Source organism: Virgibacillus ndiopensis, from assembly GCF_900187325.1.
Classification (GTDB): Bacteria; Bacillota; Bacilli; order Bacillales; family Amphibacillaceae; genus Virgibacillus_E; species Virgibacillus_E ndiopensis.
Map to the genome: position 1 here is coordinate 588,448 of NZ_FZMZ01000004.1, position 17,103 is coordinate 605,550.

15 protein-coding genes and 1 other annotated feature are annotated in these 17,103 nt (G+C 36.1%); of the genes, 3 read left to right on the top strand and 12 right to left on the bottom strand.

Going from position 1 to position 17,103, the window contains the following annotated elements; translation table 11 throughout:
- Window positions 1-13: 13 nt before the first annotated feature.
- From CS937_RS05275 to CS937_RS05320, 10 genes are all read right to left on the bottom strand, one after another.
- Window positions 14-973, bottom strand: a complete 960-nt coding sequence (locus CS937_RS05275) for an alpha/beta hydrolase (RefSeq protein ID WP_099157412.1) — start codon at window positions 971-973, stop codon at window positions 14-16.
- Window positions 974-1,161: 188 nt separating this feature from the next.
- Complete coding sequence (locus CS937_RS05280) at window positions 1,162-1,650, bottom strand: DinB family protein (RefSeq protein WP_099157413.1); 489 nt, start codon at window positions 1,648-1,650, stop codon at window positions 1,162-1,164.
- A gap of 55 nt (window positions 1,651-1,705) precedes the next feature.
- The gene (locus tag CS937_RS05285; RefSeq protein WP_176555757.1) at window positions 1,706-3,880 is read right to left on the bottom strand and encodes a YhgE/Pip domain-containing protein; all 2,175 of its coding nucleotides are present in this window, start codon (window positions 3,878-3,880) and stop codon (window positions 1,706-1,708) included.
- Window positions 3,881-4,178: 298 nt separating this feature from the next.
- A complete protein-coding gene (locus tag CS937_RS05290; protein WP_099157414.1) occupies window positions 4,179-5,291 on the bottom strand; it encodes an ABC transporter permease in 1,113 nt (370 codons plus the stop codon).
- On the bottom strand, window positions 5,288-6,556 hold the full coding sequence (locus CS937_RS05295) for an ABC transporter permease (RefSeq protein ID WP_099157415.1): 1,269 nt from the start codon (window positions 6,554-6,556) through the stop codon (window positions 5,288-5,290). The genes CS937_RS05290 and CS937_RS05295 overlap by 4 nt, the downstream gene beginning before the upstream one ends.
- Before the next feature lie 14 nt (window positions 6,557-6,570).
- Window positions 6,571-7,503, bottom strand: coding sequence for an ABC transporter ATP-binding protein (locus CS937_RS05300; protein ID WP_099157416.1), 933 nt, complete (start codon window positions 7,501-7,503; stop codon window positions 6,571-6,573).
- Window positions 7,504-7,717: 214 nt separating this feature from the next.
- Complete coding sequence (locus CS937_RS05305; RefSeq protein WP_099157417.1) at window positions 7,718-8,359, bottom strand: response regulator transcription factor; 642 nt, start codon at window positions 8,357-8,359, stop codon at window positions 7,718-7,720.
- Window positions 8,360-8,371: 12 nt separating this feature from the next.
- The gene (locus tag CS937_RS05310; RefSeq protein WP_099157418.1) at window positions 8,372-9,451 is read right to left on the bottom strand and encodes a sensor histidine kinase; all 1,080 of its coding nucleotides are present in this window, start codon (window positions 9,449-9,451) and stop codon (window positions 8,372-8,374) included.
- 23 nt (window positions 9,452-9,474) lie between these two features.
- Window positions 9,475-10,770, bottom strand: a complete 1,296-nt coding sequence (locus CS937_RS05315; protein WP_099157419.1) for a M20 family metallo-hydrolase — start codon at window positions 10,768-10,770, stop codon at window positions 9,475-9,477.
- Window positions 10,771-10,941: 171 nt separating this feature from the next.
- Complete coding sequence (locus CS937_RS05320; RefSeq protein WP_099157420.1) at window positions 10,942-11,799, bottom strand: SAM hydrolase/SAM-dependent halogenase family protein; 858 nt, start codon at window positions 11,797-11,799, stop codon at window positions 10,942-10,944.
- A gap of 61 nt (window positions 11,800-11,860) precedes the next feature.
- Window positions 11,861-12,134 (bottom strand) — a binding site (T-box leader).
- Between the two features lie 130 nt (window positions 12,135-12,264).
- Here CS937_RS05320 and CS937_RS05325 point away from each other — a divergent pair.
- On the top strand, window positions 12,265-13,365 hold the full coding sequence (locus CS937_RS05325) for an SDR family oxidoreductase (RefSeq protein WP_099157421.1): 1,101 nt from the start codon (window positions 12,265-12,267) through the stop codon (window positions 13,363-13,365).
- Window positions 13,366-14,052: 687 nt separating this feature from the next.
- Here the strand turns inward: CS937_RS05325 and CS937_RS05330 are convergent.
- Together CS937_RS05330 and CS937_RS05335 are read right to left on the bottom strand one after the other, a co-directional pair.
- A complete protein-coding gene (locus tag CS937_RS05330; RefSeq protein WP_099157422.1) occupies window positions 14,053-14,556 on the bottom strand; it encodes a DNA-deoxyinosine glycosylase in 504 nt (167 codons plus the stop codon).
- Between the two features lie 191 nt (window positions 14,557-14,747).
- Window positions 14,748-14,972 carry a hypothetical protein gene (locus tag CS937_RS05335; protein ID WP_099157423.1) on the bottom strand — a complete coding sequence of 75 codons (225 nt, stop codon included), beginning with the start codon at window positions 14,970-14,972 and terminating at the stop codon, window positions 14,748-14,750.
- Between the two features lie 599 nt (window positions 14,973-15,571).
- On the opposite strand from CS937_RS05335, the gene CS937_RS05340 reads away from it, so the two are divergent.
- Together CS937_RS05340 and CS937_RS05345 are read left to right on the top strand one after the other, a co-directional pair.
- Window positions 15,572-16,528, top strand: a complete 957-nt coding sequence (locus CS937_RS05340) for a DMT family transporter (RefSeq protein WP_099157424.1) — start codon at window positions 15,572-15,574, stop codon at window positions 16,526-16,528.
- 154 nt (window positions 16,529-16,682) lie between these two features.
- A complete protein-coding gene (locus CS937_RS05345) occupies window positions 16,683-17,024 on the top strand; it encodes a GNAT family N-acetyltransferase (protein ID WP_099157425.1) in 342 nt (113 codons plus the stop codon).
- The last annotated feature ends 79 nt before the right edge of the window (window positions 17,025-17,103 follow it).

The following is a 17,103-nucleotide window of genomic DNA, read 5'->3' on the forward strand; positions in this document are numbered from 1 at the left end:
TCGCTTTGACTGCTTATTCCTTCATATATTTACCTAGAAATTCTATTAACTTATTTTCATAACGCTCCTGGTCCACCACAAACGATTCACCATGTCCTGCGCCATCAACTGTCATGATCTCTGCTTCACTTTTAGTATTTTCATAAAGTTGTTCGGTCATTCTAGTCGGAACAAATGAATCAGCATTTCCATGAACATACAATATTGGTACTTCTGCTTTTTTAACTTGACCTAACGCGGAAGCTTCCGATAACGAATAACCCGCTTTTAGGTTTGTCACTAAGCTAGTACTTGGTAAAATTGGAAATGTAGGTAAATGATACATGCGGTTCATTTGATAGGCAAACATGTCTTTAACACTAGTATATGCGCTGTCTGAAACGACAGCTTTTACATTATCAGGAAGCTCTTCCCCACTAGCCATTAATACAGTAGCTGCCCCCATTGAAACACCGTGTAACACGATTTCTGTGTCAGATCCTAGCTTATCAACAACTAAATTGACCCAGTCAACATAATCCAATCGATCATGCCAGCCGAAACCAATGTAATCCCCTTCACTTTGTCCATGTCCACGTGCATCGGGCATCAGCACATTGTAGCCTAGATTTTCATAATAAAATTGTGCATACAATCCCATATCCTTCCCTTCACCAAGATAGCCGTGTGCAAGGATAACCGTCTTGTTAGTTGCCTCCTCTGCTTCTAAAAAATAACCTTTTAAATTCAATCCATCATAGGAGGTCATTTCTATCTCCTCAAACTGTTGACTACTTACCCAATCCCGCCAGTCACCATCAAAAAAGACTTCCATTGCCTCAGCAGAAACTTCTAAATCCTGATTTCCTTGTAAAAAATCTTTTTGATTACGATCAATTGCTAGATTATAAAAGTAAAAACTAGCCACAAAATTTATAATTAATAGGACAATTACGATTCCTATAGTAATTTTTAACCATTTTTTCCGTTTCACAGGTACTCCCCTTTCTAGTATACTCTATATATAGTATATAAAACTTTCATGTATTTTTGGGAAATTTGACCTATTCTTTTGTTGGTACTTCTTAACAATTCAATTTTATCTGAAAATGATTGCTTTTATTTTTACTCTATCCACATGGTACAGAAAAAGCAGCATATCGCTGCTTTTCATCAATTATACTATTCTTCCAGTTGCTCTTTTATTTCTTGAATCTGTAATATATGTCTTTTTTCGTGCCATCCAATAAATGGAATCCACTGGCTAAGACTCATTTGTCCAAATACTGGATGCGGAAAACCTTTGCGTTCAAGCTCATTTTCATCAGTATTTGCCACAAGCCTTAAAAGACCTTGGCGCGATGCTTCCAGTTTTAGTTTCATTTCATCAAGTGTAAAAAATTCGTCAGACGGTACTGTATAATCAGGCGCGTTAACCTTTTGACTTCGATCAACAGTTAGTTCAATTGGCTTTGGATCAGCATTTACATCCTCTCCATTTTTCAACTGGTCTTGAATTGTCTTCACTATCGCACCTTCCATAAGAAATAAATGCTCAAGTACTTGCTTTATTGACCAACTTTTTTCATCGGGTTTCTTATTTAAATCATTGTCTGAAATCTCATTTACCTCTACTAATAACGCTTCACGCACCTTCTCATTTCTTTGCAATACACTCTCCCCCTTTTCAAAAACTGTTCAATTCCACTTTACTATACAAGTATAATTAATGAAATAATCCAGATTCCTTCGATTTTTTCATCAATACATTTGTCTTTTTATTGATTGTTTTTTTCAAAAATGACCCGAGTAATAGTGCTGCAATTCCAAAGATCACAAGATACATAATATCCTTTAATGCACGATCCCAGACAATCCCACCGACTGCCTCCCTCATTAAATCAATTGCATACGTAAATGGCAGGAATGGATTCATCGCTTGGAAAAATTCAGGCAACAGTACGACCGGATACGTTCCACCTGCAGCAGCTATTTGTAGAACGAGTAATATGATTGCTAATGCCTTTCCAACATCCCCGAACACCGATACTAATGTATATACAATCGACATAAAAACAGTGCTTATCAATAAACCAAACAAAATAAACCAACTTGCTTCATTGATATACACATCCAATAAAGCTATATCACCAATTGTCACGACAAATGTTTGCAGTAATCCGATACTCATAAACGTTAAAAATCGGCCAAAGTATATTTGCTTTGAAGTCAACGACTCAGCACCGACAACTTCAACGGACAGTAAAGAAATAAGAAGTAATGCCCCTACCCAAATTGCCAATGTCGTATAAAACGGTGTCATCCCTGATCCATAGTTAGGAATCGGATAAAGCTTGTTTTCGTTTAGTTCCACGGGCTCTGCAAAGAAACTACGCTCTGCCTCAGGATCATTTTCCAGTAATTCAATGATCTCATTGATGTCAGTTTCTCTTTGTATATTTCGAATTCGATCAGCCAATTGGTTTATTTTATTGCTAACATAAGGGAATTCACCAGAAATGGATTCTAACTTCTCTTTTCCTTCACTTAAATTCTCATCCGTTCTTGTTATAATCTGCTTAACTTGAGGGATTGTCTGTTGAATATCTGTTAAAATTCCTTTTGCATTAGCTAACGTGTTTTTAGCTTTTGCAACTTCATTCAAAACAGTCGGTTCAATCCTTTCCTTGTACTCCTTCACAAAAGCATCGATTTTTGTATGTGTATCTTGCGTTAACTGCTGTAAATCCGCAAGCATCTGATCAATTTTTTGTTTTTTATTCCCAATAAAAGTACTTAAAGACTTGGTATTTTCCTGAACTATTTTCAAGCCATTCTTTAAAGTGGCCAGCTGTTTAAGTGTATTGTCAATCGTTCCCTGTTGTGAACTGTTTTGATCTTGATTATTATTGTTTTGCTCCTGTAAATTTCTCAATGCTTGCTCAATCGTTTCGATCGTTTTAATTTGTTCATTCACTTGATCATTCAGTTGACCAGTAATTTCTTCCCCTTGCTTGAAATTAATATCCTTACGTTGAATCCTACTAATAAATTTATTCGTGCTTGCGGCGAGTTCACTAACCTTTTTCAGATCCTTTTTAATTTGAGGAGCCATTTCATTCAAACGATTTTCAGCTTTATTCAAAAAATCCGTCGTTTTATCAATTGTTGCTAACCCATCATTTGTCACCTGTTCAGCTTCTGGAACTAGACCTTGCGCTTTATTAATAATACCTTGCACATTCGTTGCATCTGTTAACGATTCATTTAACATGTCATGAATTTCCGGAAGATTTTTTTCGATTGTAAAAATGTAGTCCTCGAATTGTTTAATGTCCGGTAAACCCGTTTCCAATTCAATTCCAAGATTATTAAAAAGGTCAAAAATAACGCCATTAACCGTTGAAACAAAGTTACTACTAATTTGCTCAACAATTACACTAGCACCTTTTTCAGTAATTTTTGGTGCTATTGCATTTATTTTTTCATTCACATAATACTCTACTGTCGCCTTTTTAGGATTATCGCTAATGACGGTACTTAGTTTTTCAGAAAAGTTTTCAGGAATAATAATCACTGCAAAATAGTCACCATAATCAACTTTGTCCATTGCCTCTTTCCGATCAACAAATTGCCAATCCATGTCATCATTTTTCTGTAACTTTTTAACTAAGTCGTCCCCAACTTGTATTTTCTGATCGCGAACCATTGCCCCTTGATCCTCGTTTACAACCCCAACTGGGATTTGATCGGTTTGACTGTATGGATCCCATGAAGCTTTTATATTGAACCAAGCATAAAATGAAGGTAATATAATTAACCCACCAATTAAAATAGCTGCAACCCAATTCGTACCAATGTTTTTTCCATCAGTTTTAAAAATTCTCAAGATGTTTTTCATCAATCTCGCCCTTATCTGTTAGAATACAATAATGAATATCCATTCATTTTGAAGTAAAAATATATTATAACATGGTATTATAGCAGTATCTTTTAGTAGATTCCACATCAACGATAAATAATAATTCTTCACACTTTTACACGCGAGCCCGCGGAAAGCGATGTGTATTTCCAGAACGACAGCCCTAGCATTAATTCACGTTGCATTTTTCGGAAACTACGGGGTTTAAAGCAACAAGATTTCTGAAAAAGCATTGATAAAAAAACGATTGACCTGTTAAAAGTCAATCGTTTCAACCTCACACATGCCTCTTCTCCATCAGGTGAATCCCAACTCCTGTCATCACAACACCCATCAACAATAAAATACTAATGGGATAAAGTAACTCATTTAATGAATATCCATAAATAGCTACTCCATTCAATGCTTCCATTCCATACGTAATTGGCACAATCTTTGCTAGCGCAAGCATAAATTTCGAACTAACTATTTCAAGCGGCCAATACGCTCCACCAATCATCGCCATACTAACCGCGATAATCGGGATTACTGCATTAAATTGTTGTACTGTTTTAACGATACCAGTAATTAGGATTGATAAAGCAACTATCGCAAAGACATACGGAATCAACATTAATAGTGCTACGCCGAAATTGCTGCCAAAGTCTACCCCAACCCAGTACCGAAATACAAGGAAAATAATCAGCACCTGTAAATAACCAGTACCAAAACTATACAGAAAGTTTGCAACATACATTTCCCATTTTCTTGCGGGGGACAGAATAATTCGATCCCAAACACCATTATTTTTTTCCTCTAAAATATGAAACACATTATAGGCAATTGTATAGATGACAAAAAATAACGTAAAGCCGAATATCGTATGAAGCTTTCTATTAATGATGACAGCATCTGAGCCGCGAAAATTAGCTGATTGAATAGAAAAAATAGGATCAGCAATTGTCTCTTCTAACTCTTTTTTCACTTCTTCCTTATCACTATTTGTGGTTGCATTAGCTGCGGTATAAATTTGCTCATATTGCAGCTTTTTACTGTAGGCACCATTTACTGTTTGCTGCACTAAATTAACATTTGGAGAATCTACTCCAACTAATACCCGAAAATCACCCTCATACAAGGCAACTCCAGTCTCTGCTTTTCCATTTGCAATTTGTTGTTTCACTTCAGCTTTTGACATATAGTTAAATTTAAAAGCTTCGGATTCGTTTAGTATATCCTCAACAACTGTCCCACGAATTGCATCATCTGCTACATAAACAGGAACATTGATAACATTGCCATTTCCTCCACCAATAATTAATGCAAAACCAATTGACATCACAACCATTGCAAGAAATGTCAAAGGATAGCGGATGAAAATTTTAATTTTAGCTAGTAAAATGCCAATCATATTATTTGCCCCCTTTTCGGAAAGCTAATAGCTGCTACTGTGATTAACACCGCTGCAAAAATAAACAGAAAGGCAATTTGATCCATTACTGCTGAAATATTATCACCACGCATAATCGATAAATAAGCCGTCATCGCCGCACCATTTGGTGTAAAGTTACCAGCTACCTGTATCGCCTTTGATAAGTCGCCAATTGGAAAAAAGCTTCCACCTAAAAAGGCGCATAATGTAACGACAATTGAACCGAAAAAATTGGTAATCATCTCTGAATTTAACCGAAAGCATATTGCAGTAAGCAGTACAGATAATCCGCCAACTGCTATCGCCAACCCTAGGGTAACAACTAGACAACCAAATAAATTTGGCCAGGTAACACCAAAAACCAACCAAGCAACCCCAAAAACGAGCGATAAATGAAGAAATCCAATAATCGTACCCGATATAAAAATTCCAATAAAATAAATCCATCTAGAAACATCAGCCAGTAATACACGATTAAATACATGTGTTCTTTTCTCAAGGAAGGCGATTGAACCTATTGTTGAAGCAATGAACAAAACATTCATCACAGCCATACCAACCGCATAATAATTCTTTGCTGAAACAGGTTTCTTTTGATTTATAGCAACTGTCTCTCCAATAATTGCATCTGGATCAACCTGTAATGCCTCAGACGCAATTCCCTGTTTACCAGCAAATGTGGTAAGCGATAATTGTTCCTGATATTGCTGTAAAATCCCGGTTACTATATTGGAACCTAATTGATTTCCCTCATTTTTATATACTTGTAATTCACCTTTTGATCCATTTTCTAAATAGATGCTTTTAAGTGTTTTGTAAGTAAAATTTTCCGGCACCTCAATAACTGCTGCATATTCTTTATTTTTGAGTACGTCATCTTTTTTTGATGGTTTTACTATTTCTAGGTCAATAATATTTTTTAGATCATCACTTCCTAAAATATCTTTCTTTAATATGGAAATAGGCATCATTTCTTTTGCACTACTACTAATAGCATTCACTGCCTCTTGTGGTAGCTTATTATTTTTTATCTCATCCAAAAACATATCCACCTGTGTTTGTTCATCACCGTGTTCAATAAATGCTACCTTTGCATCAATTGATATTGGTTCACCTTCCATCAAGCCTCCAAGTGAAGCACCCAAAATGGCAATTAAAATAATTGGGAGACCAAGTATCAAAAGAAGCTGCTGGGGATTTCGCCAAAATACTAAAAGCTGCTTTTTTACAATATGCCATATCATCTATTCCCCACCCCCTAATCCCTAAGTGCTCGCCCTGTTAAATGCAGAAATACATCTTCAAGGGTAGGAGTTTTTATATCAACAGAATTTAATTCAAGCTTTGCTTCTTCAGCAAGCTTTAAAACCGTCTGAAAAATATTTATTTCCTTGGGCACAATAATTGTCACTGTTTTGTTTTCAACCGTTACTCGATTAATGGTTGGGTTCTGTTTCAATGAATCAATAAACGTGTTGTTCAACCGGTCCGCTTTAACGATAATCGTTTTCTCAGCAGAAAGAATTCGTTTTATCTCTTCCTTTGTTCCAGAAGCAATCAAGTTTCCTTGATCCATGATATAAATCCGGTCACATAAAAACTCAACTTCTTCCATGTAGTGACTCGTGTAAATTACTGTCATCTGCTTTTCTTCATTCAGACGCTTTACTGTTTCTAAAATATAATTTCTTGATTGCGGGTCAATCCCGACAGTTGGTTCATCCATTATGATTAATTCCGGATTATGCAAAAGTGCTACACCGATATTCAACCTCCGTTTCATTCCTCCCGAAAACTTTTTGACAATATCTTTTCGTCTGTCTGCTAAACCTATCAACTCTAGTATCTCATCAATTTTCTGCTTGAGATCATTACCTTTCAAACGATAAATTCTGCCGAAAAATTGCAGATTCTCTTCAGCGCTTAAATCATTGTACAAAGCGATTTCCTGTGGAACCATACCAATAACTCTCCGAATTGGCCCTGGGCTTTTTAAAATACTTTTATTCTTAAAACGCACATCACCTGTTGTTGGTTCAACTAATGATGAAAGCATTGTTATTGCTGTTGACTTGCCAGCACCATTCGGCCCAAGCAATCCAACAATTTCACCTTTCTCAATGAACATATTTAAGTTTTTAACAGCATATAGGTGTTTAAACTTCTTGGATAGATTAACTAATTCAAGCATTTCGTACCCGCCTCCTATGTTAATTAGTTTACGTGGAATTGCAGTTGCTGAATACTGTCTGTAGTCATTGGATAGTGGTTAGAGGAGTGACTTAAGTCATTTTTTATAATCATGAAGTTGTGCTTAATATGAAATTTATGTGTTCAAACTGCTATTTCAGTTTTCGCACTTATTTCTGCTAAACTAAAAACTCCCAACCGAAGCAAGGAGTCTGTCACACATCACTTATATCATGTTTTACCGCATAAATAGCCAATTGTGTCCGGTCACGTAGCCCAGTTTTTTGTAGGATTTGTGTAATGTGATTTTTTACCGTACCAATTGATAAATAGAGTTTTTCAGCGATTTCTTTGTTTGTCATTCCTTCGCCGACAAGCTTGGTAATTGCCAATTCTCGCTCGGTGAATTCCACATCCATTCTGGAACTATTTTTAGACCGTTGTAGTAACCGGGGCATTACCTTAGCCGCTACTTCTTCATGGATTGTAAGTCCACCCTTCATGCAACTATATACTGCTTCTATTAATTTCCCTGACTCTGATGTTTTCAGCAAAAATCCATTTGCACCTTCTTGTAGCGCCTGTACTGCATATTCATCATCATTAAATGTCGTTAAAATTAAAATCTTGACATCCGGCCAGCGTCCTTTTATTTTCCTGGTTGCTTCGATACCGTTCATAACAGGCATTCTTACATCCATCATAACAAAGTCTATCACTTGTTTTTCTAAAATATCTAATGCTTCCTGCCCGTTTTCCGCTTCATGAATCACGCTTATCCCATTGTCTTGTTCTAAAATAACTTTTAAACCCTGTCTAACAATTGCCTGATCCTCAACAAGCAACACTCGTAACATACTTCCCGCCCCTTATTCGCTCGGTATCGTCCCACTAACTACAAATTGTTTGTCTGTTTGATAGACTTCCAAATTTCCTCCTATTTGCTCAACCCTTTCCTTCATGTTGGTTAGGCCAAAGCCAAATTCAAATGCCTTAGCAGTAAACACCTGATTCACAATCTCAAATGAAATGGCCCCGATGGCAGATTTGCCCAATGAAATATGTACTTCTCTTGACTCGGCATGACGCATGGCATTTGTTAGCCCTTCTTGAATCACCCGGTACAGGATAACACTCTTCTCGTTTGATATTGGCATCGACAAAATACCTTGTTTCACTGTAAATTGGACAAGAATATGACTTTCTGCTTCTAACTTACGAATTAAATGGACAACAGTTGCAATTCCTTCACTTTCCTCCGTTTGCAATGCTTTAACAGCAAGACGTGTTTCCTCCAAACTTTCCTTCGCCATTTGCTTTAATTCATCATATTGTGTATCTGCATTTTGAATAGCCAACATTTCCAATTTCATGATCAATGCTGTTAAACGATGACCAACAGAATCATGAATATCACGTGCTATTTTGGTTCGCTCCTCGAGACGTGCATTGTTTTCTGCAACTAAATGCATTCGTTTTAGCTGCCGGTATTCTCCTAAAAGCTCCTCGTAAATAGCTTTTTGTTCCTTTCTCGCAACCGCCATTCGATTTAGTGTCCATACAATGAAATAAAAAAACACACTAATCACAAGCGTTTCAATCAATCTACTCTCATTTAAAACACTCAATACAGTAGATAATACTAAATTACTAATCAAATAAACCGTAAACAATTTTTCAGGTAATTTAAATGCTGATATAATTGTTACAAATAAAAGTAATAAAAACGTGTATATATTATCGTTCATTACCATTAAATCATGGGTAAAAATAACAGCAGATAAACATATATATAATATAAACAAAGCTCGCTGCATAGATAAGAAAAAATAGATTCCAATTGCAATAGTAAAAAATAACAAACTAATTGTAGTTTCACTACTATATTGAACGATCATAAATGTCCACAAAAAACAAAACACACTAAAACGAAGCCAAAAAATACTCAAGGTCCTTTTTCACCCTTTTCTGATCATTCCCCTTGCAAGCTTTCCACAAAGTGCTTCAGGACATGTACTGTCTGTATACAATCATTTAAATCAGTCCATTCAGCAGGATGATGGCTAACCCCCTCTTTACTCTGTACGAATAACATAGCAATTGGTAATTTCTCTCCAACAATCATCGCATCGTGACCCGCACCACTTGGCAATTTGTATGGTCTAATTCCCTTATCCATAAATGATTTTTCCAACATTTGCTGTATTTCTTCTTCAATTGGGACAGGATTCACACGCATATTTTCACTTGATTCAACCTTCACATCATGTTTCACAGCAACTTTGGAACCTAACGCTTTTACACGATCAATTAAATCATCACGTGTTTCTTTAAATATATCACGTATATCCACAGAAAGTTTGACCTTTCCCGGTATAACATTAACACCATTTGGCTCAACTTCAAGCTTACCAACCGTTGCGACAGCAGAATCACTGACCTGACCAGGAAGATCTTTTACTTCAAAAATAAATTCGCTGGCTGCAATCAATGCATCATTTCGATCGTTCATTGGCGTGTTCCCTGCATGTCCAGCCTTCCCTTCAAATGTAACTTCCAACCAGCAAGGGCCAGCAATTCCAGTCACAATCCCACATGGAAGTTTTTCATTTTCCAATCGTTTTCCTTGTTCAATATGTACTTCCACAAACAATTCCATTTCATCCGAGTTACGTGCAGCATTTTCATAACCATCAACACTAAGACCAACATCATGCAAAACTTCTTCAAAACTCATTCCAGCAGAATCTTGTAGTTGTACCTTTTCTTCTATATTTCCTAGACCTAGCATTCCTTCACTACCGTTAAAACCGCCATTAAATCGCGCACCTTCTTCATCAGAAAAAATCACGACTTCAAATGGTTTTTCTGGTTGATATCCTGTTTGTTTCCATGCCTCTATCACTTCCAAAGCTGACAAAACACCCAAAGGACCATCAAAATGACCACCATTTGGTACACTATCAACGTGTGATCCAGACAATATTGCTGGTAGGTTATCTTTCTTACCTGGAAGTCTTCCAAAAACATTCCCTGCACCATCCTGATGAACCGATAGTCCAGCTTGTCGCATCCATGCTGCAACTAAATCCTTCGCCTGCTTTTCCCCTTCTGAAAATCCAGGACGATTTGAGCCATTATCAGCTGTACGCCCAATTTCGGAAAGCTCTCCTAATCGACTAGCCAACCGCTCACCTGACAAACCATCGAAATCAAATCCTCTATCATAACTATCTAGTAATTGTTCTTTTAATGAATAAGTACTCATCTTAACATCCCCCTAATACCGTTACTTTATAAAACCATACCAAAAATTCTAACATTTGAAAATAGTTTGGGACAGAGGGACAGGTTCATCGTCCCGTCCCACTGTCCCTATAAAAACATTCCCCTTCAAAAAACGTAAAGATATCTTTCCATTCCCCTTTTTAATTAATTTTTAGTTGTAAACCACTTTAGCAGTCTTGCGTATAATAATTTTCCAATTAACCCCTGTTTTAATATGATACGCTTCTGCAAAAGAACCTTGGTTAAGCGCAACTCCTAAGTTATCTAATGAATTTACGTATAATAGCGGTTCTCCCAATTGACTATCCGCAAATGACCTCCCAAACGTCATAATGTTCTTGTATACTTGTTGTCTATTATTCGCGATTGATACCTCAATTGAATCACCATATTGAATACCCGCGTCCTTAAATGTCCCCCTACTGATATTTGTCCACAAGTTACCAAATCGAACATCTAATATATCAATGTTTCCTGAAATGACTCCTTGTTCAACAATTGCCTCTGGTTTAGGTAGTTCTACAATTTTGTCCACATCGATGATTGGCCCCACCTCTTCATAAGTAATCACATTGGCGGCTAGTCGCGCTCCAGTATATGCGTAAACATCACGACCATGAAATGTGTATGATTCTCCTGATTTTGGTAAACGATTAACAGTTTCATCAATAATACGTGCTTCAACAATTCCGATATTATGTTTGATATGAGTTAACGTTCCATTATCAGGTGTAACAATATATTGATTATCTGCTGTTTTTACAACAATGCTTAATCGTGATGTTCCTACACCTGGATCAACAACAGACACAAACACGGTTTCTTCTGGCCAATACGTAATGGTCTGATATAAACGATAAGATGCCTCCCATATATTGTATTGTGGAATATCGTGCGTCAGGTCAAATATTCTAAGTGATGAATCCACAGATATTGCTACTCCATGCATTGCACTTACCGCACCATCACTGATTCCGAAGTCTGTTTGAATAACTAAATTTCTACTCATGTAAAAATTCCTCCCGCTGTGAAGTTTTGCAATTAAAAAACCACGTCATTACCGAATAAACGATAAGGACGTGGTTGGATTAACGTGGTACCACCTTACTTCACTGTATGCTCACACGTACAGTCTCATCAAGTACGAAAGCTCTCCTGCTCTTTATACTGTGGTATTGATAACGAGTACCAAATCTCGTCGGAACCTACTAATATCCATAAACAATACGTTCAGCACGAAACTCGGAGGCCATTGTTCAGATTCGTATTTTTGCTTCTTTTCAGCTACCGAAGCTCTCTTTTGAAAAATAGCTAAATCCTACTTTTCCTCTTCAACGTTTTAAAAAATGTTTCAATTAAATTAACGTTATTATACGGAATAAAAATTAATAATGCAAGAGAAATTTTTATAAAAGTGAAAACATTTTGTAGACAATGCTATAATAGTATCAAATATATAATAGGAGTTGTTACGATGAATCATACTTATTTCATCACTGGATACCCCGGATTTTTAGCTAGTAGTCTGATTAAACAACTCATCGACGACCACCACACAGATATTGAACGTGTTTACTTACTTATTTTACCTAGCCTCCAAGATCAAGCAACGGAAGAAATTACTCGCTTCTCCAAAAAACATAAATTAGATCCTGAATTATTCAGCCTTGTTACAGGCGACATCACGCAACCAAACTTAGGACTCCAACACGATACGAACCTTGAAATCCAACAATCCGCTACACATGTTTTCCACCTTGCAGCAATTTACGACCTTGCTGTACCAAAAGACATCGCTTTCAATGTAAACGTATACGGAACCCACCAAGTAAATAACTGGGTAAAAGCATTAAGCAGATTAGAACGCTATATTTATTTCAGTACTGCCTATGTATCAGGTACGCGGGAAGGCCGGATTTATGAGCATGAACTTGCTGAAGAGCAAACGTTTAAAAATCATTATGAACAAACTAAATTTGAAGCAGAACTTCTAGTTGATGATGTAAAAGATGAAATACCGACTACAATTATTCGTCCTGGAATTGTAAAAGGGAATTCAGTAAACGGACAAACAACTAAATTTGATGGAATTTATTTCATGTTGAATTTTTTGGATAATTTATGCTTTCTTCCTGTCATCCCATACCTTGGAGAAGGTGAACCAGAAGGTAATTTTGTACCAGCAGACTATGTATTACGTGCAACTAGCTATCTAGCAATCAACCCGATTGGCGTGGGTAAAACTTATCATTTAACAGACCCTAAACCATACCAAATGAGGGAGTTACAGAAAATACTTACAGAAAGCTATTTAGGTAAAACACCAGTAGGTCGCATACCAATTTCAGCAACAAAATTTTCTTTGTTATTAACACCAATTCGAAAATGGCTGCAAGTTGAAAAAGAGGCAATGGACTATTTCACGATCCACTCTTCCTACGATTGTTCCCAAGCAACAGCCGATCTAGAGGATTCAGGCGTAGTTTGTCCCGACTTAAAAGACACAGTTGAATCCATGATAAACTTTTATAGAAAATACAAACATGACAACAAAAAACATATTACTATCACATAAATGAAGCTAGATAATAACTTTTATAACAGGGTAAATGGTACGATAATAAAGGAAAGATGGGGGATTTCAATCAAACTTACCGACTTCTGTGAATATTGTACCATTTTCAAATAATTACAACCTTTACCAGTTGATTTATTGTATAATGGTAAGGGACAGGTAATGCAGGGTGATCTCCACTGAAGCTGCATAGGGAAGCTTCTTTAATCGGCGGCTTTAACCCCTAAGAAAGGGGCTGAAAGCAATTGATACCAATTGAAAAAGCAATTGAGTTGATGCTTATGTTTTCAACGCTTATATTGTTAGTTGTGAACAGCCGAGAAAAAAAGTAATCACCCTGTCGATGGAGTTAATGGGATAATTACTTTTTTCATTCCTTAACAAAGTCGCCGCACCTTGCGGACAACTGTCCGAGTCGCAAGTTCCCCCTTGCGACTCACCTTTTTATTGTATTCAAGATTTTCGAAAAAAACAACTAAAAATTTGAATACAATTAAATTAAGTAATTATTACTATTATATTGTTCGAACTAATAACTCTATTTCTAACTCTATTATAACTTAATAAAAATTTTATTGTTAGCTTTCATTAATATGTACCCGTTTACCGTATATACGAAAACTTAGCAGATTCTAGGGATAGATTCATGGAATGCTTTAACCGTCAAGGATGGACCATTAATAATTTCTATACGTATTCCAATATCCTCTTCCAATCCTCCACTTTTTCATCAAATGTTTTCGTATATCGTCCTGGAATTGGACTAGTTGATGGCATTTTAACAACTTCAACACCGCTCAATTTGTTAACATCAAATTTCTTGTTAAACGTTTGGAATGATTTCGTTCCGTTACAAGCAATCAGACGAATGTTCGGAAAACGTCCCAATAAACCCTCTATATCATTTACCTCTTCATTCTTAATAGCTGAATCCAAACTTCCCTCACGATAACACGAACCAATTGTATCCCACAAAGCAAGTCGATGTCGTTTAATAAATGCTAGCTTTTCATCATAATTTTCTACCGGAGCCTGGTTAAATACCGTAAAAAGAATATCCCAAAAATGATTTCTGGGATTACCATAGTATTCTTGTTTCTCTAGTGACCTAACACTGGGCATTGAACCTAATATTAAGACAATAGGATTTTCTGGTAAAACTGGTGCTAATGAGGTTATTTTTCCCGGCATTGCTAGACCCTTCTTTCATCTTATTTTAATTTGTTACAACTTATCAATTGTACGTAGAATGATAGTAAACTATTTATTACTGACAATAAAATTCCAAGGTAAACTATATTTTGAATAATATTAGCAAACACCCATTATAACGATGAAATAGCTCTTTAACTTCAATATCGGCCAGCTCCCTTATTATTGATTTATTTATCTTTATCGCGATCCCGTTCCTCTAGATATTTCTCAAACCCTATTTGTACTTTATCTTTTATTTTGATAGATTTATGAATTTCACTTAGTAAAAATAATCCTCTAAACAGGCACCCTACGACGATTCCAAAGGTTAAAACACCTCCAAGAATTGGTCCTAACATTAATAATATGTACCCTAAAATAGCACTTAAAATAATTGATATAAATAAATACATGGAAACCCCCATATGTCTTCTACTAAATATCTAGATAGCTTCATATTTTATAAAACTACCTTTTTTGTCTATTAATTAAGAATATCCCCCACCAAGCAAGTAAATATATATAACAAACGGTGATGAAAATAGCCCATAGATCACCCTGTTGCAGTTGGGGAAAGATATACTCGAACTCATTTAGTCCCTCGGTTCTCCCTATGCAATATAATAGGGTCATAATCGGCACAAGTAACGATAACATTTTTACTTAGAAAATAACCACCAAAATTAATAACTTGTTTCACCTTTTAAGTATAATCCATAATTTAAAAACATAGATAATACAACTAATTTCTACAAAAAGAACAAATATCCTGCTTCTTATGTCGATTCTCATGTGTCAATTACTTTTTACATAAATAAATAAAAGACTCCTGCTGTGGCAAAGCAAAAGTCTCTTCCTTTCAAAAAAACAATCCTAATTACATGAGGCATGCGTTATTTGACAGCATTATTTTCAGGGACTTTAACCAAAAATTAAATTAGTTTAATTTTTTCACCTTTTCGAATATTTACGTCTCATAATTTGTTATGATTAGTATGTTGGGAGTGAGAATATGAAAGCAACTCTAATTGGTATTTTGGCCGCAGTATTTTTTTCGGTAACATTTATTTTAAACCGTGCGATGGAACTCGAAGGTGGTAGCTGGGTGTGGAGTGCCTCATTGCGATTCATGTTCATGCTACCAATCTTGCTAATCATCGTCGGTTACCAGAAAAATGTAAGACCTGTTCTGGATCATATTAAAAAACAACCGCTTCCGTGGATCACCTGGAGTACCATTGGTTTCGGTTTATTTTATGCACCGTTAACATTTGCAACCATTTATGGACCAGGTTGGCTTGTCGCAGCTACATTTCAAATAACTATTATTGCTGGTTCACTGCTCGTTCCACTTTTAAACAATGAACGCAAACAGCGAATTCCAATCCAAAGTATTTTTATATCGTTAGTCATTTTGGCTGGGATATTCGTAATGCAAATGGAACACGCAACAGCAGTACCAATAATGAGTGTCGTCCTATCTGTCATTCCAGTAATCATTTCTGCATTTTCGTATCCGCTCGGAAACCGGAAAATGATGCAGCTTGTAAATGGTGATCTGAACACTTTTCAACGCATTCTTGGTATGACTATTGCAAGTATGCCATTTTGGATTATACTTTCTATTTATGGAATAGTTGCCCATGGTGGACCTAGTTCAAGTCAATTATTACAAACATTCCTAGTAGCAATATCTTCAGGAATTATTGCAACCGTATTATTTTTCTATGCTACAGAACTTGTTAATCATGATAATCATAAACTTGCTGCAGTGGAGGCGACTCAATCAGGAGAAGTTATATTTGCCCTATTCGGTGAATTGTTGGTCTTAAGCGTACCAATGCCTAGTACAGTATCGTTTGTCGGTATGTCCTTAGTTGTTGTGGGGATGATTTTACATAGTGTAGTATCAACCCTTGGGAAGCGAAAAAAAACACTTGTTTATAAAAATGCCTCAGGTAATGAATAAAGGAATTTTTATATTTACTGCGAAATTTATAAGGATAATCATAACTAGATGGATAAGACTATTAAAGTAAATTGTATTCCACAAGAATTCTTTATGGCATGTGCAAAATTACAAGTTGCAGAAAAATATATAGCTAGCTAGCAATCTCGCAACAATCGCTTGGGTATATGTTGATCTAAATTCCACTCCTTATGCAATTTGTGATGGTGAAACGATTGTAGGTGTAGCTGCAGTTGAACACGTTCCAGACAATGATCCTGAGTATAAACACTGGATTCCGCGGTTCATGATTCAGGACAAGTTCCAAGGAAACAGCAATGGTAAAAAGGCAATGCATAAGCTGATAGAAATGATTTCAGAGCATGACGACTTCGACCGTGTGCGCTTATCTGTAGTACCTGAGAACGAAGGTGCGATTACATTTTATAAGAATGTTGGGTTCGTATTAACGGATGAATTTTTAGAAGGCGAGCGTGCGATGGAGTGGTTTTGTTAATCCAAATAAACTTTAGTAAAAAGGAATAATAAGGGAAAACTACCACCAACAGAATTGAGGTAGTTTTTTATGTTAAGAG